This is a genomic window from Acinetobacter seifertii (assembly GCF_016064815.1).
Lineage (GTDB): Bacteria > Pseudomonadota > Gammaproteobacteria > Pseudomonadales > Moraxellaceae > Acinetobacter > Acinetobacter seifertii.
In genome coordinates this window covers 2,402,280-2,421,443 of sequence record NZ_CP065820.1, presented here as the reverse complement: position 1 = coordinate 2,421,443, position 19,164 = coordinate 2,402,280, and the positions used below count along the sequence as shown (strand labels likewise).

At 38.2% G+C, this 19,164-nt stretch carries 19 protein-coding genes; 4 read left to right on the top strand and 15 right to left on the bottom strand.

The window, feature by feature from the left end; genetic code table 11:
• Window positions 1-24: 24 nt before the first annotated feature.
• The 5 genes from glnD to I8T81_RS11195 all read right to left on the bottom strand — a co-directional run bounded on the left by glnD (window position 25) and on the right by I8T81_RS11195 (window position 5,621).
• Window positions 25-2,688 (bottom strand): [protein-PII] uridylyltransferase, encoded by a 2,664-nt coding sequence (gene glnD / locus I8T81_RS11215; RefSeq protein WP_004702176.1) that lies wholly within the window; start codon window positions 2,686-2,688, stop codon window positions 25-27.
• Window positions 2,689-2,715: 27 nt separating this feature from the next.
• Window positions 2,716-3,933: a formate-dependent phosphoribosylglycinamide formyltransferase gene (purT, locus tag I8T81_RS11210; protein WP_077168466.1), complete on the bottom strand. Its 1,218-nt coding sequence runs from the start codon at window positions 3,931-3,933 to the stop codon at window positions 2,716-2,718.
• 102 nt (window positions 3,934-4,035) lie between these two features.
• Window positions 4,036-4,425: a tautomerase family protein gene (locus tag I8T81_RS11205; protein WP_004702172.1), complete on the bottom strand. Its 390-nt coding sequence runs from the start codon at window positions 4,423-4,425 to the stop codon at window positions 4,036-4,038.
• 130 nt (window positions 4,426-4,555) lie between these two features.
• On the bottom strand, window positions 4,556-4,897 hold the full coding sequence (ygaH, locus tag I8T81_RS11200) for an L-valine transporter subunit YgaH (protein ID WP_004702171.1): 342 nt from the start codon (window positions 4,895-4,897) through the stop codon (window positions 4,556-4,558).
• Window position 4,898: 1 nt separating this feature from the next.
• A complete protein-coding gene (locus I8T81_RS11195; protein WP_019458924.1) occupies window positions 4,899-5,621 on the bottom strand; it encodes an AzlC family ABC transporter permease in 723 nt (240 codons plus the stop codon).
• A gap of 119 nt (window positions 5,622-5,740) precedes the next feature.
• Between I8T81_RS11195 and I8T81_RS11190 the strand changes: the two genes are divergently transcribed.
• Window positions 5,741-6,208 carry a hypothetical protein gene (locus I8T81_RS11190; protein WP_198071185.1) on the top strand — a complete coding sequence of 156 codons (468 nt, stop codon included), beginning with the start codon at window positions 5,741-5,743 and terminating at the stop codon, window positions 6,206-6,208.
• A gap of 62 nt (window positions 6,209-6,270) precedes the next feature.
• Here I8T81_RS11190 and I8T81_RS11185 read toward each other — a convergent pair whose 3' ends face one another.
• Both I8T81_RS11185 and I8T81_RS11180 read right to left on the bottom strand, forming a co-directional pair.
• Window positions 6,271-6,567: a hypothetical protein gene (locus I8T81_RS11185; protein ID WP_004702158.1), complete on the bottom strand. Its 297-nt coding sequence runs from the start codon at window positions 6,565-6,567 to the stop codon at window positions 6,271-6,273.
• Window positions 6,568-6,738: 171 nt separating this feature from the next.
• Window positions 6,739-7,446 (bottom strand): Crp/Fnr family transcriptional regulator, encoded by a 708-nt coding sequence (locus I8T81_RS11180; protein WP_077165784.1) that lies wholly within the window; start codon window positions 7,444-7,446, stop codon window positions 6,739-6,741.
• A 92-nt stretch (window positions 7,447-7,538) separates the two neighbouring features.
• Between I8T81_RS11180 and I8T81_RS11175 the strand changes: the two genes are divergently transcribed.
• Window positions 7,539-8,060, top strand: a complete 522-nt coding sequence (locus I8T81_RS11175) for an Mpo1 family 2-hydroxy fatty acid dioxygenase (protein ID WP_077165771.1) — start codon at window positions 7,539-7,541, stop codon at window positions 8,058-8,060.
• 44 nt (window positions 8,061-8,104) lie between these two features.
• Here I8T81_RS11175 and ychF read toward each other — a convergent pair whose 3' ends face one another.
• The 8 genes from ychF to I8T81_RS11135 form a co-directional block, all read right to left on the bottom strand.
• Window positions 8,105-9,196 carry a redox-regulated ATPase YchF gene (gene ychF, locus I8T81_RS11170; protein WP_004642544.1) on the bottom strand — a complete coding sequence of 364 codons (1,092 nt, stop codon included), beginning with the start codon at window positions 9,194-9,196 and terminating at the stop codon, window positions 8,105-8,107.
• Between the two features lie 93 nt (window positions 9,197-9,289).
• The gene (locus I8T81_RS11165; protein WP_100291418.1) at window positions 9,290-9,949 is read right to left on the bottom strand and encodes a methionine ABC transporter permease; all 660 of its coding nucleotides are present in this window, start codon (window positions 9,947-9,949) and stop codon (window positions 9,290-9,292) included.
• On the bottom strand, window positions 9,930-11,006 hold the full coding sequence (locus tag I8T81_RS11160; RefSeq protein WP_198071184.1) for a methionine ABC transporter ATP-binding protein: 1,077 nt from the start codon (window positions 11,004-11,006) through the stop codon (window positions 9,930-9,932). Before I8T81_RS11160 ends, I8T81_RS11165 begins: the two co-directional genes overlap by 20 nt.
• 5 nt (window positions 11,007-11,011) lie before the next feature.
• On the bottom strand, window positions 11,012-11,845 hold the full coding sequence (locus I8T81_RS11155) for a MetQ/NlpA family ABC transporter substrate-binding protein (RefSeq protein WP_198071183.1): 834 nt from the start codon (window positions 11,843-11,845) through the stop codon (window positions 11,012-11,014).
• Window positions 11,846-11,858: 13 nt separating this feature from the next.
• The gene (locus I8T81_RS11150) at window positions 11,859-12,689 is read right to left on the bottom strand and encodes a MetQ/NlpA family ABC transporter substrate-binding protein (RefSeq protein WP_198071182.1); all 831 of its coding nucleotides are present in this window, start codon (window positions 12,687-12,689) and stop codon (window positions 11,859-11,861) included.
• A 14-nt stretch (window positions 12,690-12,703) separates the two neighbouring features.
• Complete coding sequence (locus I8T81_RS11145; RefSeq protein ID WP_198071181.1) at window positions 12,704-14,116, bottom strand: LLM class flavin-dependent oxidoreductase; 1,413 nt, start codon at window positions 14,114-14,116, stop codon at window positions 12,704-12,706.
• Window positions 14,116-15,339 (bottom strand): SfnB family sulfur acquisition oxidoreductase, encoded by a 1,224-nt coding sequence (locus I8T81_RS11140; RefSeq protein ID WP_192833487.1) that lies wholly within the window; start codon window positions 15,337-15,339, stop codon window positions 14,116-14,118. The genes I8T81_RS11145 and I8T81_RS11140 overlap by 1 nt, the downstream gene beginning before the upstream one ends.
• A 12-nt stretch (window positions 15,340-15,351) precedes the next feature.
• Window positions 15,352-16,587, bottom strand: a complete 1,236-nt coding sequence (locus I8T81_RS11135; RefSeq protein ID WP_198071180.1) for an SfnB family sulfur acquisition oxidoreductase — start codon at window positions 16,585-16,587, stop codon at window positions 15,352-15,354.
• 345 nt (window positions 16,588-16,932) lie between these two features.
• Here I8T81_RS11135 and I8T81_RS11130 point away from each other — a divergent pair, with 345 nt between their 5' ends.
• Window positions 16,933-17,697 (top strand): glutathione S-transferase family protein, encoded by a 765-nt coding sequence (locus tag I8T81_RS11130; RefSeq protein ID WP_198071179.1) that lies wholly within the window; start codon window positions 16,933-16,935, stop codon window positions 17,695-17,697.
• Window positions 17,698-18,236: 539 nt separating this feature from the next.
• Entirely contained in the window at window positions 18,237-19,130 is an 894-nt protein-coding gene (locus tag I8T81_RS11125) for an amino acid ABC transporter substrate-binding protein (RefSeq protein WP_004702139.1), read from the top strand.
• Window positions 19,131-19,164: the final 34 nt, after the last annotated feature.

The following is a 19,164-nucleotide window of genomic DNA, read 5'->3' as shown; positions in this document are numbered from 1 at the left end:
AAACAGTTACCAAGTAGTTGAGTTTCAGTGCTGACAAATTTGATTAGATGCTTCATCTAATGCAGCTTTCAGTTTTTCCGAGAAGAGTTTGACCTCTTCATGATTTAGCGGTTTTCCATCTTTTTTGGTGACAAAGAAAATATCTTCTGCACGTTCACCTAAAGTTGCGATTCGAGCTGAATGGATGTCTAAACCTTGCATCATAAATAAACCACCTACACGTGCAAGTAGGCCAGGATGGTCAAGTGTTGAAATTTCGACCATGTTCTGCTGTAAAGCTTCATTTAATGTTACGTCGACTGTATTTTCAATATCAAAGTGACGCAATTGACGCGGGATACGGCGTTGCATGAGTCCCGGATATTGATCTGGTTGGCTAAGTGCCTTCACTAATGCAGTTTTAACGGTTTCTTCACGTTCAGGATCAGTCAGCAATGTACCAAAACGATCAAGTACAACATAGGTATCTAAACTAAATGCAGTAATTGCTGTGATAATTTTTGCATCTTGAACGTCTAAATTCATGCGATCTAACACTGCAACTGTGGTCGCAAACAGGTTTGGCTGATCACGTGTATAAATAAAGATTTGAACGGCATCTTGAGCAGCTTTACGATGAGCACGTAAAAGTACTAATGGTTCAGGATTATCACCGTGTTTTAAAATTGCTTGTGTATGCCAGGCAATTTCATCGGCAGATTCTTTAATGAAGTATTCATCACCAAGTTCTTGCCATACCTTTTCGACATCTGCCAATGCGAAGTTATTTACCAGTAATTCACTTGCTGCAAATTTGGTATCTTCAATCAGCATTTGGTAGTCAACAGGGCGGCCTAAGCCAGTACGAATTACATCACGAGCATGCGTATAAAGTTGACGCATGAGGGATGCGCGCCATGTGTTCCAAAGTTTTGGATTTGTCGCATTAATATCCGCCACCGTTAAAGTGTACAGATAATCGAGATGTTCCATATCGCCAAGTTTTTCTGCAAAATCTTTTACGACATCAGGATCAGAAATATCTTTTTTCTGCGCTGTCAAAGACATGAGTAAATGGTTTTGAATAAGCCATGCGATTAATTTACATTCACGCTCTGTAAATCCGTGTGCACGGCCAAACTCAATCGCATCTTCAGCACCAAGTTCACTATGGTCACCACCACGACCTTTGGCGATGTCATGGAATAATGCCGCTATAAAGACGATATCTTGGCGAGCAAGACGCTGAAAAACTGAACTGACCACAGGGAACTCTTTAGCGAATTCAGGTTCTCTAAATCGGTTTAAGTTACGCAGTAATAATAACGTGTGGGCATCGACTGTATAGATATGGAACAGGTCATATTGCATAAGCCCCATAATTTGCCCAAAAGCAGGAATATAGTTTCCTAAAACACCATAACGCTTCATCGCAACCAATGTATCGTATAGGCGATATGGTGAGCGAATAATTGACATAAACAGCGCTTGGTTTTCTGGGTTATTACGGTAACTTTGGTTAATTCTTTTCGCCGCAAGAATCAGTAAACGCAAAGTACGAGCACGAATACCCTCGATATCTGGTCGATTCGCTAAAATATAGAACAACTCTAGAATAGCGCTTGGATGTTCTGCAAATATTTTATGATGTTGTACGGCAAGTTTGTTATCGACAATTTTAAAATGATCATTAATCACTTCAATTTTGCGTTCGTAGTTGGGGAGTCGAGGTGTGATGACAGACTCACTAAAATACGCGAGTAACATTTCATTGAGTGTCGAAACCTGTTGTGCAGTACGGTAGTAGCGCTTCATGAACTGCTCAACACCATAATTTACAGGTTGGCCTTCTTGACGCACATATCCAAACTTTGCGGCAATTTCCCTTTGGTGGTCAAAGAGTAGACGGTTTTCATCACGTTTGGCTAAGCGGTGCAAATGGTGCCGAATTTCCCAAAGGAAACTTTCAGCTTCTTCTAGAACGGCTAATTCAAATTCTGAAATGAATCCTAAATGTACTAAATCATAGATACGGTTTACGCGGAAATGACGTTTAGCAATCCAACCGATCTGATTAATATCACGAATACCACCCGGAGCATTTTTTATATCAGGCTCTAAGTTACTTTCTGTGTTGTTATGTTGATGGTAGCGCTTGGCTTGTTCTGCCATTTTCGCGTCATAAAAGGTTTTATCTGTCCAAGTCTGAGAGACGATACGACGAGGCCATTTTGCAAGCTGAGTATTACCCGTAATTAAACGGGCTTCAATGAGTGTGGTTGCAACCGTTAAATCAGTAGCGGCCTGCTCAACACAGCTTTGAATAGTTCGAACACTAATACCAGGTTTAAAGTTTCCGACATCCCATAATGAAGAAATAAAGGTAGAAATTCGCTTTTCGTTTTCTTCAGTAATTTCATGTTCTGACAAAATCATGATATCGACGTCGGAATAGGGCAACATTTCACGGCGTCCATAACCACCTACAGCGAAAAGGCCTAGACCTGTCTGATCCAGTTCAGCATGTTTCCATAAAAAGATCAGCGCTTCATCAACTAAATCTGAACGTGCTTTAATGATGTCACGAATAGATTGCCCATTTTCATATGAATCCTGCAACTGCTTTTCTACATCCGTTCGCCATTGATTAATGGCTTTAATATCATGATGACTTGAGACGTAGTTCAACAGTGGCGATGTATTGATCATGAAAATGGGTCTACCAATAAATAAAAATTAAGAGTTTGTTTGAACGATTACTTGATCAGCGGTTTCTTTCGCTAAAGTACGGGCAAGATCAGTATTTTCAGCACGAGCAGTTGCAACACCCATGCGACGTCGTTTGAAGCCTTCTGGTTTACCAAACAAACGTAAGTCTGTGTCTGGATGAGCTAAAGCTACATTCAGATTGCTATAACTTAAATTGTTGGCATCTACTCCAGCATAAATTACGGCACTTGCAGCAACACTGTGGCGTGCTGTGTTTACAGGTAAACCTAAGATTGCACGTGCATGTAATTCAAATTCACTTTGATACTGAGATGCTAAAGTCACCAGACCAGTGTCGTGTGGGCGAGGTGAGACTTCACTGAACCAAACTTTGTCACCTTTAATAAATAGTTCTACACCAAAAATACCACAGCCACCAAGTGCTGTTGTCACTTTATTTGCAATACGTTTTGCTTCTTCAAGTGCTGCAGGAGTCATGGGTTGAGGCTGCCAGCTTTCTACATAATCGCCTGCATCTTGACGGTGACCAATCGGGTCACAGTAGTGAGTTTCAATTTCACCAGTTTCAGGGTTTTTAGCACGCACCGTGAGTAACGTAATTTCAAAATCAAAATCAATTTGAGATTCAATAATGACTGTGCCTTGGTTAACACGGCCACCTTGCATCGCATATTCCCAAGCCGCATCAACTTCATCAAAACTTTTTACACGAGACTGGCCTTTGCCAGAAGAAGACATGACTGGTTTTACAAAATTAGGATAACCAATGTCATCACAAGCAGCACGGAAGCTTTCTAAAGAGTCAGCAAAGCGATAAGCAGAAGTAGGCAAACCAAGCTCTTCAGCCGCAAGACGGCGAATACCTTCACGGTTCATGGTCAGGTTTACTGCTTTAGCAGAAGGAATGACAGTAGCGGTTTGATTTGCTTCAATTTCAAGCAAAACCTCGGTTGCAATTGCTTCAATTTCTGGAACAATTAAATTCGGTTTAACTTTTTCAATGAGTTGTTTTAATTGAGTTGGATCAGCCATGTTTAACACATAAGAAAAATGTGCAACTTGCATAGCTGGTGCGTGATCATAACGGTCGGCTGCATGTACTTCTACACCAAGGCGTTGTAAGGAAATTACAACTTCTTTGCCAAGCTCTCCTGAACCTAACAATAAAACTTTAAATGCAGAAGATTGAAGTGGGGTACCGAGTGTCACGCTCATGCGAATCATCCTGACAAAATTATTTTTTTAAGCATAGCAGAACTTATGGTGGAGTTAAGCCTTATCACACATAAAAAAATGAATTTTGTCAGACAATGATGCAGATAATTTTTAAACGTTAACCTGATAGTTTAGACGCATTTCATCTGCATTTTGACCACGGATGCCCCAATTCTCTTTAGGTGTTTCAAAAATAGTGATTTCAATATCTTGTGGGGTAATTTTGCAATACTGTTCAATATTACGAAATAAAGTTTGAATGAGTCTTTTCTTCGCTTCAGTACTTCTGCCAGCAAACATTGAAAGTTCAATAATGATGTAGTGTTGGCTTCGATCTGAAGGATAGATAAAGTTTTCCGGTTTGAGACTCATAAAGCGTTGAAATCTTTTCTCGACAGGATATTTCAACTCTTCAATAAGAGCCTGATGAATAGCATGAGAAAGCAATTCTCGATACTGCATGATGGTTTGTTCATTTGCATAAATTTTAACTTGTGACATTTTTATCTCTAATCGCTAGATGGTGTTATCTTTTAATAAATTTAAAAAAATGAGTTTTTCATGCTAGAAGCTATTACTATTAATCACTTCTAGCCTTTATATATTATATAAGCATGATCAGTTTATCTATTTATAAAGGTAAATATGTGTAGATCAAACCATAAACGAGTGCAGCAGTTAAAGTCGCTGGAACAATTTTCTTAAATTTAAAATAAAGGGCTGCTAAAACTATAAAACCCATAAACATTGCGAAGCTCTTGTTGGGAGTTTCAAGTAAAGGGGGGAGAGTTGCAACTACAAGCATGGCGCTAATGGCAGAGATACCAATACTCCCTAAAGCAATTTTTATCCAGACAGAGCCGCGTTTTTGATGAGTACCTTGTAGTTTTTGTATAACGAAGAACGGGCCAAAACGTGAAGCAAAATTGGCAATACCGACAATAATGCCGACCAATATAATTTCTAAGTTCATATTAGGCTTCAACCTCTTCATGCTGTTTCAGCACATAGTGTTTAAATAAACCAGCTAAAATGCCTGAAAAAATACCAATAAAAATAGCTGCTGATAAGTTAATCCAATAACATGCCAAGGCTGAAACGACCAAAGATACTGCAACGACTAAAGTATGTTTGCGCTCAAAAGCTGCGAGCAAAAAGCTTAAAAATAAAGCGGGTAGTAAAAAGTCTAAAGCTGCTTGTAAAAATTTTGGAAGATGGGCGACTTGATCTGCAAATAAGCCACCTAACAATGAACCAGTTGCCCAAGACATCCAGCTGAACAGACTTAAGCCTAACATCCAAGATTCAGACCACTGTTGTTTACGTTGCGAAAGTTGAATCATTCCACTGGCAAAAACTTCATCTGTAAGCCCCCAAGCCCAAACAGCCGTCTTTTTTAGATTTAATTTATTGGGAATCAAGTTATACAGTGCTGGACCATAGAGTACATGGCGAATATCTAGTGCAATGACTGTTAGCGCCGTTAACCAAATAGATGAACCACTAGCCAAAAGTGCAACCACAAGAAATTGGCTTGCACCAGCATACATTGAACAAGAAAGAAAAAATGCTTCCCAAGGACTGAAACCAAATTGAGATGCAGAAACGCCAAAGGCAAAAGAAACAGGTAAATAGGTGAGTACGATGGCTTGGCTATCTTTGGCACCTTGCCAAAAAGTTGCTTTTTGAGCAGCCATCTGTTGTTGATTCGACACGATACACCTTGGCTGTAAAACAATTATAAAAACTTGAAAGATTGAGTATTGTAGCCGAATTTAATAGCATAGTGCCGAAATGTTTAATTCGGCAGTTTGATATGTTCAAATCAAAGACTCGTTTAGTTTATATCGCCATCCTGAGTGCAAGCGCATTTATATTGCAGGGTTGTGATGATGAACATAACCCAGATAAAAAAGTTGAAATTAAACCAGCGCCGAAATTAACCAATGATGCAACAGTCTATGCGAAAAAGGCATGGACATTAATTAACTCTGTTGACCCTTTAGTTTATGGAAAACAGCTTAATCAGATAAATGATAAGGTTCGCAAACCACTACGTCAGCTGAGTACGGACTGGCGTATTAACGTAAAAATGACAGATTCGGTAACTGAAGGAAAATATGCACTTTGCCGAAAAGCCTTAACTAGTCTAGATGTATGGGCACGAGAAACACTGGAAAATGAAAAAACAGTTGCTCAAAAACAAACAGACTACGAACGTGATAAACAGCAGTGTAAGGAAGCAATTGATAACCCAAATTTGGGAAATACATCTCCGAAATAATGGTAATAATAAAAAAAGCGAGATTTAGAATCTCGCTTTTTTAACACATAAATTAATATTAATTATGGTTTCTTAGCAGTGTTTGCAGTTTTTACAGCATCTTGTTTCATTTGATGAGTAGCTTGATTTGCTTCTTGTTTAGCGTTAGTCGCGCTAGTCATAGCAGCATGTTTCTTCTCATTCATATCTTTCTTAGCTTCTTTTTTAGCAGTCGTTTTGCCGCTCATAGCAACACATTTACCGCCTTTATGATGTGGTCCAGTTCCTCCTTGGAGTTGAGTTCCTTTTGGACATGCAAATGCCGAAACACTTAACATTGCCAATACGCCAGCTGTAAGAATTGTTGATAATTTTTTCATGTTAATCAGCGCCTTGTTGAGTATTATTGCTCAGTTCGAGTGTAAGATGAAAAATTCTGTTTTGGAATATTTATTTTGTGAAATAGAGTTTGAACAATGTTTTATTTTGCAGTGTTATCTAATTTTTTAATTTAATTTTAAGTTTTTATTATATAGATTTTTTTAATCTATTTAACTAGTAGATTTTGCAATTAAATTTAACTTTTCAATGTCTAAAATTTCAATTTTTCTGAACGCAATTTTAATAATATTCTGCTTTTCTAATAAGTTTAACTCATGATTAACAGTCTGTCTTGAGGTAGTGAGCATATTTGCTAATTGTTCTTGAGAAATATGAATTTGTCTTTCTTGTATAAGAATGTGATTACCATAACCTTCCAAAATAAACAAAAGACGTTGAGCAAGTCTTTGAGAAATACTGCGTGTTTGTATAGCAATCTGTTCTAAAAAAACATATCTGAGTTTTTGACTGGTTAAACGAGCAAAGTAGTACCAATAATACGGATTGTCTTTGAGTAATTGATTTAATGGTTTGGCAGGAATATGTAGAACGGTACTTTTTTTCAAGGCAATGGCATCATGTGAGCGCGGTTCATGGTCAATCAGAGATATTTCACCAAACCACATAATTGGCTCAGCAATTGCAGAAAGAGCTTCATTACCATTTACATCGACATAACCCAAACTAATTGAGCCTTCAAGCACAGTGTAAATGCCATCAAAGATATCTTGAGCGCGGAACACATAACTATTTTTTTCAAAAGTAATTTGCTTACCATGTTCTAAAATAAAATTTTGAAATGCTTCTGGAAGCACACTAAACCATGTATTTACTTTAAGTCGATTAATATAAATAAGATCCAATATCAGTCCATCCATGAAAAAAATCATTACTTTGTCAAATAGCTGACAACTTTAAGTTTTCCTTATTTGTACAGTATGACTATATGTAGATGAATAGGGAATCACTCATGACAAATCTGGAGCAACAGCTTAGCAAATATGCGGCTTATCATTTAAACCATCAAAATATTTTGACGCATTTTGTTGGTATTCCACTTATTGTATTTTCAATTTTATGTTTAACAGTGAGAGCTGGAGTTGATATTGGCAGTTTTAAACTGACTTTAGCTATGGTGTTGATTGCAGTTAGTACGATCTATTACTTCATTTTAGATAAAGTATTTGGTTTACTCATGCTGATTATTTTAGTTGCTGTGTATCCATTGGCAAGCCAAATTGCCGAGCTTTCTTTAGGACAATGGTTAGCGGCAAGTATTGGTTTCTTTGTAGTGGGTTGGGTCTTTCAGTTTGTTGGACATTATTTCGAAAAGAAAAAACCTGCCTTTGTTGATGATGTGATTGGACTCGCGATAGGGCCGTTATTTGTATTGGCAGAATTTATATTTATGCTGGGTTTTAGAAAGCCTTTGCATGCACGTATTTTACAAGAGGCACGCAGTAAACGAGAGACGATGGATTTAAGTCATTAATAATAAAAAAAGCCCCAATATATTGGGGCTTTTTTAGCTTTAACTTAAACGTTAAAACGGAAGTGCATTACATCGCCGTCTTGAACAACGTAAGTTTTACCTTCTAAACGCCATTTACCAGCTTCTTTAGCGCCGTTCTCACCGTTGTATTGTACAAAGTCATCGTATGCAACAACTTCAGCACGGATAAAGCCTTTTTCGAAGTCGGTATGAATCACACCAGCTGCTTGAGGAGCGGTTGCACCAACTTTTACTGTCCAAGCACGTACTTCTTGTACACCAGCAGTGAAATAAGTTTGTAAACCTAAAAGCGCATAACCGGCACGAATAACCACGTTTAAGCCTGGTTCTTCCATACCCATTGCTTCTAAGAATTCAGCACGATCTTCATCTTCTAATAATGAAATTTCAGCTTCAATCTGGTTGCAAAGAGGAACAACGATAGCGTTTTCTTCAGCCGCAAGTTTTTTAACTGCGTCTAAGTGTGGGTTGTTTTCAAAACCATCTTCTGCAACGTTTGCAATATACATGGTTGGTTTTAAAGTCATTAAACCAAAACCACGAACTAATTTACGCTCGTCATCAGATAAATCAGCTGCACGAGCTGGTTTACCTTCGTCAAGTAAAGGTTGGATTTTTTCTAAAACTGCTTTAGTTGCTACAGCTTCTTTGTCACCGCCTTTAGCAACTTTAGTTAAACGTAAAATTGCTTTGGCAACAGTTTCAAGATCGGCAAGCGCAAGTTCAGTATTGATGGTTGCGATGTCGTCTAATGGATCAATTTTACCATTTACGTGAATTACGTTTTCATCTTCGAAACAACGTACAACATGAGCAATCGCATCAGTTTCACGGATGTTAGCAAGGAACTGGTTACCCAAGCCTTCACCTTTTGATGCACCAGCAACAAGACCTGCAATGTCCACAAATTCCATTGTAGTTGGCAAAATACGCTGTGGTTTAACAATCGCAGCAAGTTTGTCTAAACGTGGATCTGGTACAGGAACAATACCTGTGTTTGGTTCAATGGTACAGAAAGGGAAGTTTTCCGCTGCAATCGCTGCTTTCGTTAATGCATTGAAAAGGGTAGATTTCCCTACGTTTGGCAGACCAACAATACCGCAATTAAAACCCATGAAAACCACTCACAAATGTGTAAATTAAAAATTGTCGCTGATTTTACATGAAAGCCATGACAAAGTCATGGCTAGAGCGGGGTTGTATTGCTTTTAAACTTTACGTTTATCAAGTTGCTGGGCTAATGCATCACCAGTCGCTTGTACCAGCATGACTAAAATAATGAGCACTAAAATTACAGCTAACATAATTTGCATATCAAAACGTTGATAACCATAACGATATGCGATGTCTCCTAAGCCACCTGCACCAATAGCACCTGCAATTGCTGATGAGTTAATCATAGTCACAATAGTCACGGTAAAGCCCGCCACAATACCCGGCAAAGCCTCTGGTAAAAGCACATGCCAAATAATTTGTTTACGGTTACAACCCATGGCTTGTGCAGCTTCAATTAAACCTTGATCGACTTCGCGTAAGCTGACTTCTGCAATACGCGCAAAGAAAGGAATTGCAGCAATAGTCAGCGGAACAACGGCTGCCCAGACCCCATAACTTGTCCCGACAATCCAGCGAGTAAGCGGAATAAGTGCAACCATTAAAATAAGAAAGGGCACAGAACGAGTAATATTAATGACCCAACCCAAAGCTTGATTAATCTTTTGTGATGGGTGAATGCCATGCTCAGAAGTGCTGACTAAAACAACAGCAATCGGTAAGCCAATTAAAAAAGCAATAAACGCAGATGCACCTACCATGAGTAAGGTATCTACAGTTCCAGTAATTAATAAATCAATGAGCTGGTCGTGCATAGCCAAGTACCTCAAATTTTGCAATTGCAGTTGATGCATCTTGTCGTATAGATGAAAGATCAATTTCTACGTTAGGAATACCGACTAAAAGTGAACCAATAATGTGCTCTTGAATGGTATCGACCTGACTTTGATATAAATTGACGGGTGCTTTAAATCTGGCAAGTAGTTCTTGAATATCTGGAACCTGATGTGCTTCAGCTTCATATTTCAGTTTTACAATAATATGAGTTGAATCTTCATCGGGTAGAGGACTGATTTCAAAAGGCAGAGTGATCTGCTCAAGGTTCAGTAACTCTTGAGTAATTTGTTGCTCTGGTCGTGAAAATACAGACCAGACTTGCCCAGCCTCTACAATTTCACCTTGGTCAATCACCACAACTTGATCACAAATTTCTCGAATGACCTGCATTTCGTGAGTAATTAATACAATGGTGAGGCCTAGTTCCTGATTAATCTTTTTAAGTAAAGCCAAAATAGTAGCGGTACTTTCTGGGTCAAGTGCTGAGGTGGCTTCATCACACAGTAAAATTTCTGGGTGGTGAACAAGTGCACGTGCAATACCGACACGTTGCTTTTGTCCGCCTGAAAGTTGTGATGGATAATGACCAGACTTATCTGCAAGACCTACGAGTGCCAGAACTTCATTTACACGCTCATCGATATCTGCTTTGTTGTAGTTGGAAACTTTTAAGGGCAATGCCACATTTTCCCAGACTGTTTTTGCAGACATTAAATTGAAATGTTGAAAAATCATTCCAATGCGTTGGCGAGTTTGAATAAGCTCGGAATGACTCAATTCAGCAATGTTTTGTTGATGAATATGAATACTGCCTGTATTTACTTGTTCTAAGCCATTTAACGTGCGGAGTAGGGATGATTTTCCGGCACCACTTTTACCAATAATGCCTAAAATCTTACCTTGAGGAATATCAAGGTTAATCTCTTTTAAAGCATGCAGTTTTTGACCCTGCGATTGGTAAAACTTATTTAAACCACGAATTTTGATATGAGGTAGGGAAAAATCAACTTGTGATCCAAAACTCACCATTGTCATTCTCCTTATTTCCAGCCTTGAAACCACATACCTTGGCCAAAGTCTTTATCCAGAATATCTTGTGCTTGTTTTGAGTTCTGGAATGCTTTAACAAAGGTTGCAAGTTTTTGGTTTTTATCTTGGTAATCGCGACGGGTCACAAACAAAATTGCATATTTTTTATCGATTGGATCTAAAAATAATGCGCTATGTGGGTCGGTTACCTTTGCCATTTTTAAGTAGTGAGGGAAGCCGAAAATTAAATCGACATCGTTATATGCATGTGCTGTCTGCGGGCCTTCAACCTCAACAAAGCTCAGCTGTTTGGGATTAGCAATAATGTCTTGAGTGGTTGAAAGTTCATTATTAATGTCTTTAAGCTGAATTAAACCTGCACGGTGCAATAAAATTAAAGCGCGAGCTAAATTGACGGGATCGTTTGGAATAGCAATACGTGCATTTGAAGGTAAGTCTTTAAGTGATTTATATTTTTTTGAATATAAACCCACATGACTTCCTGAACCCACGGCAAATGCATGTAAGTCATAACCCGTTTCTTTTACAGCATTACGTAGAAATACGCTTTGCTGGAAAAAGTTTGCATCAATATCACCGTTTTGTACGGCAACATTTGGTGCTCGCCAGTCAGAAAATTCAACGAGTTTGACATGAATGCCTTGCTTTTCTACTTCATTGGCAATACTTTGTAATAACTCAGCATACGGTGGACTAATGCCAATCGTTAAAACATCATCGGTTTGTTTATTTTTAATATAACGGTAACCGACGAGACCCAGAACTACGATAATAATCGTAATTCCGAGTAACCAAGGCTTATGCTGTTTGAACTGAATTGCCATAATCTTTCCGTTATTACTTCCAGCCAGGGAACCAAAGTTTTGGCCCAATCTCAGCATCTAACACAGCTTTAACTTTTGGTGAGTTTTGATAGATCTCAACAAATTTCTTTAATTTGTCGCCCTTATCTTGATAGTCGTCACGTACTACAAACAAAATGGCATAACGTTTATTGGTATTGTCATCCAGTAAAAGCGCACTATTAGGGTCAGCTGTTTTTGCTAAGCGTAAGTAATGTGGATAGCCAAAAGCTAAGTCAACATCATCAATTGCACGAGCAGTTTGTGGTCCTTCAACCTCAATAAATTGCAAGTTTTTAGGGTTTGAAACAACATCTTTGAGTGCAGATAAATGATTGTTTGAATCTTTAAGCGTAATTAATTTAGCTTGTTGTAAAAGTAGTAGGGCACGACCTTGATTCACTGGATCATTTGGAATGACTACACGTGCGTTTTGTGGCAATTCATCAAGACTTTTATATTTCTTTGAATACAGTCCCACATGTGATGCTGCACCCACTGCAAATGCCTTTAATTTAAAGCCGGTTTCTTTAATTGCATTGTCTAAGAAAGGTTGATGCTGGAAAAAGTTCGCATCAATATCCCCATGATTTAAAGTAATATTTGGGGTATTCCAGTCAGAAAATTCGACCAGTTTTACATTTAAACCCTGCTTCTTTGCTTCATCGGCAGCAGCTTGTAAAGGTTTTGCAAATGGTGGACTAATGCCAATCACAAGTTCATTTGAGCCACTTTGACGATGTTTATTCCATAAGAATAAAGCAACGAAAAGGACTACAACGACTAAGCCTACGCCTAGCCATTTTTTAGAGACTGTTTGAGCCATGTCTATCTCCAAATTTAAGCGATTATTTCTTCAATTTTTGTTAAGTTTTTGCTGTTGTTATAGGGACTACATCGGAACGCTTGAACAGGGTGTTGTTCTGGTAATTGATCACCCCGATTAAAAATTTTGTTCCGTAGTGAACCCGTTTTATATGAAGTTTTATAGCGACCACGTTGCTGTAGTTCAGGAATAACCAAGCGAATAAAGTCGTGGTGAGACTCCGGTGCAACTGTACGTGTCAAATTAAAGCCATCAATATCTGTCTCATCTAAAAGATGAATTAAGTATTCAGCAACTTCTTCGCCACTACCCACGATGAGGGGATAACGACCACCTAAAACATGCTGAGCTTTTAAGTCATTTTTCGTGATTTGTTGCTCTTTAAATTTTTCGGTAATCGAAACAATGCTGTTAATTTTTTGGTAAGGAATCGCTTCATCGTCAGCAAATTTACTTAAGTCGATGCCAGTTGAACTCGCATAATGCGCGAGGCCAGCTTCAGGACTTGCATACTGACGATATTCATTAAGTTTTTGTACAGCGAGATCATGTGTTTCGGCAACAACAACGGTGATGCCAACGAAGACTTTAATGTCATCCGCTGAACGGCCTTGCTGTTCTGCAAGAGCACGAATCTTTTTCACTTGTTCGCGTATTTTTTCGGGTTTGTCGCCACCAATAAATACACACTCAGCATGGCGAGTCGCAAATTGCATGCCTTTTGGTGAAGCACCTGCTTGAAACAGTGTCGGGGTGCGTTGCACAGAAGGAGACACCTGAAATACACCTTCACTTTGGTAATATTTTCCGTGGTGGTGAATAGTGTGAACTTTAGATGGATCTGTAAAAACACGCTGTACTTTATCTTTTTTAACGGCGTCGTTTTCCCATGAACCTTCCCAATATTTGTAGCAAAGCTCTAAAAATTCTTCGGCTTGTTCATAGCGAGCATCGTGGTCTTTTAAACCTTTTTGACCAATTAAGCGTTCGGCACTGTCTAGATAACCTGTCACAATATTCCAGCCAATACGACCTTGAGTTAAATGGTCAAGACTCGCAAAACGGCGGGCAAACTGATATGGATGCTCATAGCTTAAGTTCACAGTGACTCCAAAACTTAGGTTTTGAGTGACTGCCGCCATAGCTGAAATGAGTGTAGATGGGTCATGGCTCGGAAGCTGAATGGACTCTTTTAAAGTCAGATCAATACCATTTTGATAGACGTCATAGACACCTGTAATGTCCGCAATAAATAAACCATCAAATAAACCACTTTCTAAGGTTTTGGCTTGTTCTGTCCAATAGCTTAGTTCATTAAAGCGGTGTGATTCATCACGTGGATGTGTCCATAAGCCATGATTGATATGCCCCACACAGTTCATGTCAAAGGCGTTTAGTAAAATTTCTTTTGCTTTAAAATCAGCCATTACAATGTCCCCCGACGAGGTGGTAGAACACCGTTAAGTACATAGTTCCCAATAAAGTAATATTTCCATCTTGCAGCATCATGCAACGTATGCACACGTGCATTGCGCCAGAAGCGGTCTAGGCCATCTTGTGACTGACTACCACGGCTTCCTGCAAGTTCAATCAGCTTAGACGATGCTTTGAGTGCGATATCACTACTATGAGCCCGTACTTTGGCCACATCAATTGAAGCTTTTGCAATGCTTTCAGGCGTGGTTTCAATTTTTGCGGCATCAATTGATTGAGCGGCTTGTTTTAATAACACTTCACTTGCCCGTACATCGACAGCAATGCGTCCTAGCTCATAAATCGTTAAAGGATCTTGGTTGGCCGTTTCTACATTTGAATCAATCCATGGGCGGGCTTGATGCACTCTTTGCAAGCTTTCTTCAAAGGCTCCACGTGCAATGCCTACCTCAATTGATGCATGCATAATTTGAGCAAAAGGGCCCACTAAGGTTGGTTGTAAAAATGCAGTATCAAAAGGAATAACATCATCCGCATCTACAAAAACCTGATCAAATTTAACTGTGCCGCTGCCTGTGGTTTTCTGCCCAAAACCAGACCAGTCATCAACAAGTTTCAATCCTTGTGAACCACTTTTTACAAAGGCTAGATATTCTCGGCCTGCATCGTCTAAAACTAAGGTTGGAATACGGTGAGCAAATAAACTTCCTGTGCAGTAAAACTTTTCACCCTGAATCAAATACCCATTTTCATGAGGACGAATGTTGGTTTGTTTATGGGTTGAAGTTTTAGTTTTAAACTCGGCAAGTGCATTACCGAAGCGAGTGCCATTTAACACTTCGCCATATAAACGTTGTTTTTGAGCTTCTGTGCCTGTATTGCGCAATACTTCTAAAGCGTAAAAATGGTTTTGTGGAATTTGTCCGATTGAACCATCTGCACCGCTTAAAAGTGCAATCACTTTAGCGACTGTATGACTTGAAACTTCGGCACCGCCATATTGCTTTGGCACTGTAATTGCCCAAAGACCAGATTGGCTCAATGCATCGATTTCGGTATAGGGTAAAATTCGCTTAGAGTCTCGCTCAACTGCGGTTTTTTTAAATTGCTCAGCAAACTGTTTGGCAATTTCTAATGCTTCAGCATCATTTTGAATAATGTGTGCTTGGCCAGATGCCGATGTTTGTTTAGTTTGAACCGATTGATATGAAGTCATGACAATTTCTCCTTAAATCCAGGCATGGCGGGCAGGGAAATGACCATTAAGGTAATAATTGCCAATGGCATGTAATTTCCAACGAACGGGGTCGTGTAAGGTATGTACACGGGCATTTCGCCAATGTTGATCTAAATTGTGTTGGCTTAAACTTGAACGGCTACCGCCTAGTTCCAGCAATTTTTCAGAGATTTGTAGAGCCGCATCATTGGCATAGACTTTTGCTTCTGCGACCAAAATTGAAGCTTTTGCTACCTGTTCGTCAGTCACAGTTTCAAGTTGATCAAGTTCATCTAAATATTCAGCAGCTTCATCAAGCAGTAAAATTGCAGCATCGAGTAAAATATTTAACTTACCTACTTCTTGCAGGGTGTAATGTTCAAAGCTGGCTTTTTCAACATTTGCATCAATAATTGGACGTGCTTTATGAATAGTCGATAAAGTATCGTCAAAAGCGGCTTCTGCAATCCCCACATCAATGGCAACTTGTAATAACTGAGAATAAGCACCGCGATAAGTAGGGGCTTTAGTTAATAAGCGTTCATCAAAAATAAGTTCTGGATTAACTTCAACTTGATTTAATTTAACTGTACCACTCGCTGTCGTACGTTGCCCAAATCCATTCCAGTCATTAATGACTTCAATACCTTGAGCTTCTCGATTCACAATGACTAAAACCACATGACCTTCAGGATGAACCGCTTTAATTGCGAGCCAATGCGCAAAACTTGTACCTGTCGAATAAAACTTTTCGCCGTTTAAAATATATTTGCCGTTTTCAATGGTAAGTGTAGTTTTTAAAGTTTTTGAGTCATGTGTATTACGTTCTGGTCCACCGTTAGCAAGACGTTTGCCTGCCAATATTTCTGAAAAGATAAATTGTTTTTGTTGTTCTGTGCCCATAATTTCGATCAGGTTTAAAAGGCTAATCTGATTTTGTGGAATCTGACCAACGTTCGCATCACCTTTACTTAAAATACGAAAGACTTGAGCCAAAGTTTTATTGGACACAAAAGCACCGCCATATTTTTTTGCAATGCGAATTCCACCTAAACCTTTTTGACTAAAGCTTTCGATTTGCTCTAAAGGAAGTTGGCGTTGTTGATCACGTGTATTACGACCCTCTAAAGCAAAATCAGCCACTTGATAAGCAGCATTAATGGCTTGTTGATCATTTTGAATGACTTGGACGTATGCCGTCGTTTTAGATAGAGAATTAGACATAATGACACCTTGTATTGCTGTCATCACCTTACAAAAGAAATATTTTTCCACTAAACGAGGACTTATGCTCAGCTTATGAATAAAAATGCAAAGCACTTTTTTTGATTTTTAATAGATAAATATAGATATAGAAATTTATTATAAATCAATTAATTATAAAATATATTGGCTAAGAAAATTACTAAACTGGTTTTAATATGAAAAAGAGCTATAAGTACGGTAAAAAAAGATATAAAAAATATAGACCTAACTGTCAGTGAAAAATGAGCACAATATCCATTGTTTTCATTAAAAATAGCTTCTAAAGTATCTACTTAACGACGACGATTTTTGTACGAATAGTCAAATAAAAATAAACGTGGAGATTTTATGCGGGTTTTGTATCAGTTTCCTTTGTCTCATTATTGTGAAAAAGCTCGCTGGTTGTTAGACCATAAAGAACTTGATTACGTTGCACATAATTTGATTCCAGGCTTCCATCGTGCATTTGCACAACTCAAAACTGGGCAAAATTTATTGCCAATTTTGAAAGATGAACAACGTTGGATTGCTGAATCAACTAAAATTGCACTTTATCTGGATGATACTTATCCAGAGCATGCACTTTTGCGCCGTGATGAACAACTTCGACAACAAACGCTCAAGATAGATAGCTTGGCAGATGAACTTGGTGTACATGTACGTCGTTGGGCACTTGCTCATACTTTAGCCCATGGAGACCATGCTCTAGAGATTATGATGGGTGAGCAAGGTTACTTGCGCCAGTTTGAAAAAATATCAAAACCTTTCCTCAAAACTTTAGTAAAGAAGAACTATAAGCTTGAAGGGGAAGTTGTGAGCCAGTCAAAAGAACGTATGGATGAACTTATAAATGAGTTGAATCAGTACCTCATCGAAAACCAAGCACGTTATATGGTTGGAGACCGCTTAAGTCTCGCCGATATTTCAGTATGTTCTATGCTTGCACCTTTACTTGAAATAAAAGGTACACCATGGGAGCCCGAAGAGGATGAAGAGGTGTCACCAGAGTGGAGCAATTATCAGAAAGCTTTACTTGATTTGCCGCTTGGACAATATGTTTTAAGAATATATCAAACAGAAAGAAATGCTCGCGTTGATTGGCGAGGCATTTAATCTATAGGTTTTATAAAAAGGCTCGAAATAAATCGGGCTTTTTTTATATTTGTAGAAATATTTTAATTGTAAAAAACATGACTATAAATTTTATAAATGAATTTTATTAAAACATTTTTATTTATTATTTTGAGGTTGGTTTTGTTTTTAAATTACAAACTTAGACTTTTAGTCTAAATGCCTAATAAAATTAATTTTTCTTTTTATTAATAAAATAGTTTTTCTAAAAACAGTTTTTAGAAAAAATTAAGCCACTTTATTGTGCATGTGTTTACAATGTAATCAAAAATTGCCACATTTAAGTGTAATTAGATGAGCTTAATAATAGACAGAAGATTAAAATATAGATTAAAGTAGAAACATGTGAGCAGTTTTAAAGGTATTAACTCTGCGAAACAGATAAATAATAAGTGAAGCAAATGGATGAAGTCCTACTTGGAAAAGTTGGCTCGATAATTGCAATTTAATAATAAATCACTTTATTTCTCTATAAGAATGATTCTGTAGACAAATAGAGGAATGATCATCAAGGAGTTCTTATGAAACGTTCTGCAACCTCTCTCATTGTTTCAACAATTATGCTTTGTACGGTTGGTGCTACTTCTCAAATACAGGCAGCAGACACATTAGCAAAAATCAAAAGTACTGGAAAAATCGTTATTGGTCACCGAGAATCATCCGACCCAATTTCATACGTTGTTGGAGGTAAACCAGTAGGTTATGCAGTCGACATTTGTAACCAGTTCGCAAATGATATTAAGAAAGAATTGAAAATGCCTGGTTTAAAAGTTGAATACAAGGCAGTCACTTCATCAACACGTATTCCTGAGCTTTTAGCAGGAAATATTGATATGGAATGTGGCACGACTACAAACTCTAAACAGCGTCAGCAACAAGTTGGTTTTTCAACGAACTACTATGCAACAGAAGTGCGCATGGCTGTTAAAGCAAACTCTGGTATTAAAAGTCTAGCTGATTTAAATGGTAAAGCAGTGGTTACGACTCAAGGTACAACATCAGACAAGTACATTAAAATGAATGAAAAAGGTCAGTCACTTAATGTACAAAACATTTATGGTAAAGATCATTCTGACTCATTTGCCATGATGGCATCTGGTCGTGCCGCAGCATTTGTAATGGATGACAATATCTTAGCTGGTCTAATTGCTAAGTCATCTACACCAAAAGCATTCGCAATTGTAGGGCCAGTACTTTCGTCAGAACCTTATGGCATCATGATTGCTAAAGATGATCCAAAATTTAAAGCAGTTGCCGACCGTACCGTAAATAATTTATGGAAAACTGGTCAAATGGACGCTTTATATAAGAAATGGTTCTTATCTCCAATTCCACCAAAAAATACTAATTTAAATATGCAGCCAAGTGCATCTTACAAAAAGCTTAAAGCCCACCCAACAGATGCAGGGATCTAACTCGTTCCTTTTGTCCTAAATTTACTTGTGCAAG

Coding starts and splice junctions, on each gene's coding strand:
- I8T81_RS11190 (WP_198071185.1), top strand. CDS start 5,741: ATGTTCAAATCAAAGACTCGTTTAGTTTATATCGCCATCCTGAGTGCA.
- I8T81_RS11175 (WP_077165771.1), top strand. CDS start 7,539: ATGACAAATCTGGAGCAACAGCTTAGCAAATATGCGGCTTATCATTTA.
- glnD (WP_004702176.1), bottom strand. CDS start 2,688: ATGATCAATACATCGCCACTGTTGAACTACGTCTCAAGTCATCATGAT.
- I8T81_RS11160 (WP_198071184.1), bottom strand. CDS start 11,006: ATGACAATGGTGAGTTTTGGATCACAAGTTGATTTTTCCCTACCTCAT.
- I8T81_RS11205 (WP_004702172.1), bottom strand. CDS start 4,425: ATGTCACAAGTTAAAATTTATGCAAATGAACAAACCATCATGCAGTAT.
- I8T81_RS11150 (WP_198071182.1), bottom strand. CDS start 12,689: ATGGCTCAAACAGTCTCTAAAAAATGGCTAGGCGTAGGCTTAGTCGTT.
- purT (WP_077168466.1), bottom strand. CDS start 3,933: ATGATTCGCATGAGCGTGACACTCGGTACCCCACTTCAATCTTCTGCA.
- I8T81_RS11140 (WP_192833487.1), bottom strand. CDS start 15,339: ATGACTTCATATCAATCGGTTCAAACTAAACAAACATCGGCATCTGGC.
- ychF (WP_004642544.1), bottom strand. CDS start 9,196: ATGGGTTTTAATTGCGGTATTGTTGGTCTGCCAAACGTAGGGAAATCT.
- I8T81_RS11165 (WP_100291418.1), bottom strand. CDS start 9,949: ATGCACGACCAGCTCATTGATTTATTAATTACTGGAACTGTAGATACC.
- ygaH (WP_004702171.1), bottom strand. CDS start 4,897: ATGAACTTAGAAATTATATTGGTCGGCATTATTGTCGGTATTGCCAAT.
- I8T81_RS11125 (WP_004702139.1), top strand. CDS start 18,237: ATGAAACGTTCTGCAACCTCTCTCATTGTTTCAACAATTATGCTTTGT.
- I8T81_RS11195 (WP_019458924.1), bottom strand. CDS start 5,621: ATGGCTGCTCAAAAAGCAACTTTTTGGCAAGGTGCCAAAGATAGCCAA.
- I8T81_RS11185 (WP_004702158.1), bottom strand. CDS start 6,567: ATGAAAAAATTATCAACAATTCTTACAGCTGGCGTATTGGCAATGTTA.
- I8T81_RS11135 (WP_198071180.1), bottom strand. CDS start 16,587: ATGACAGCAATACAAGGTGTCATTATGTCTAATTCTCTATCTAAAACG.
- I8T81_RS11145 (WP_198071181.1), bottom strand. CDS start 14,116: ATGGCTGATTTTAAAGCAAAAGAAATTTTACTAAACGCCTTTGACATG.
- I8T81_RS11180 (WP_077165784.1), bottom strand. CDS start 7,446: ATGGATGGACTGATATTGGATCTTATTTATATTAATCGACTTAAAGTA.
- I8T81_RS11155 (WP_198071183.1), bottom strand. CDS start 11,845: ATGGCAATTCAGTTCAAACAGCATAAGCCTTGGTTACTCGGAATTACG.
- I8T81_RS11130 (WP_198071179.1), top strand. CDS start 16,933: ATGCGGGTTTTGTATCAGTTTCCTTTGTCTCATTATTGTGAAAAAGCT.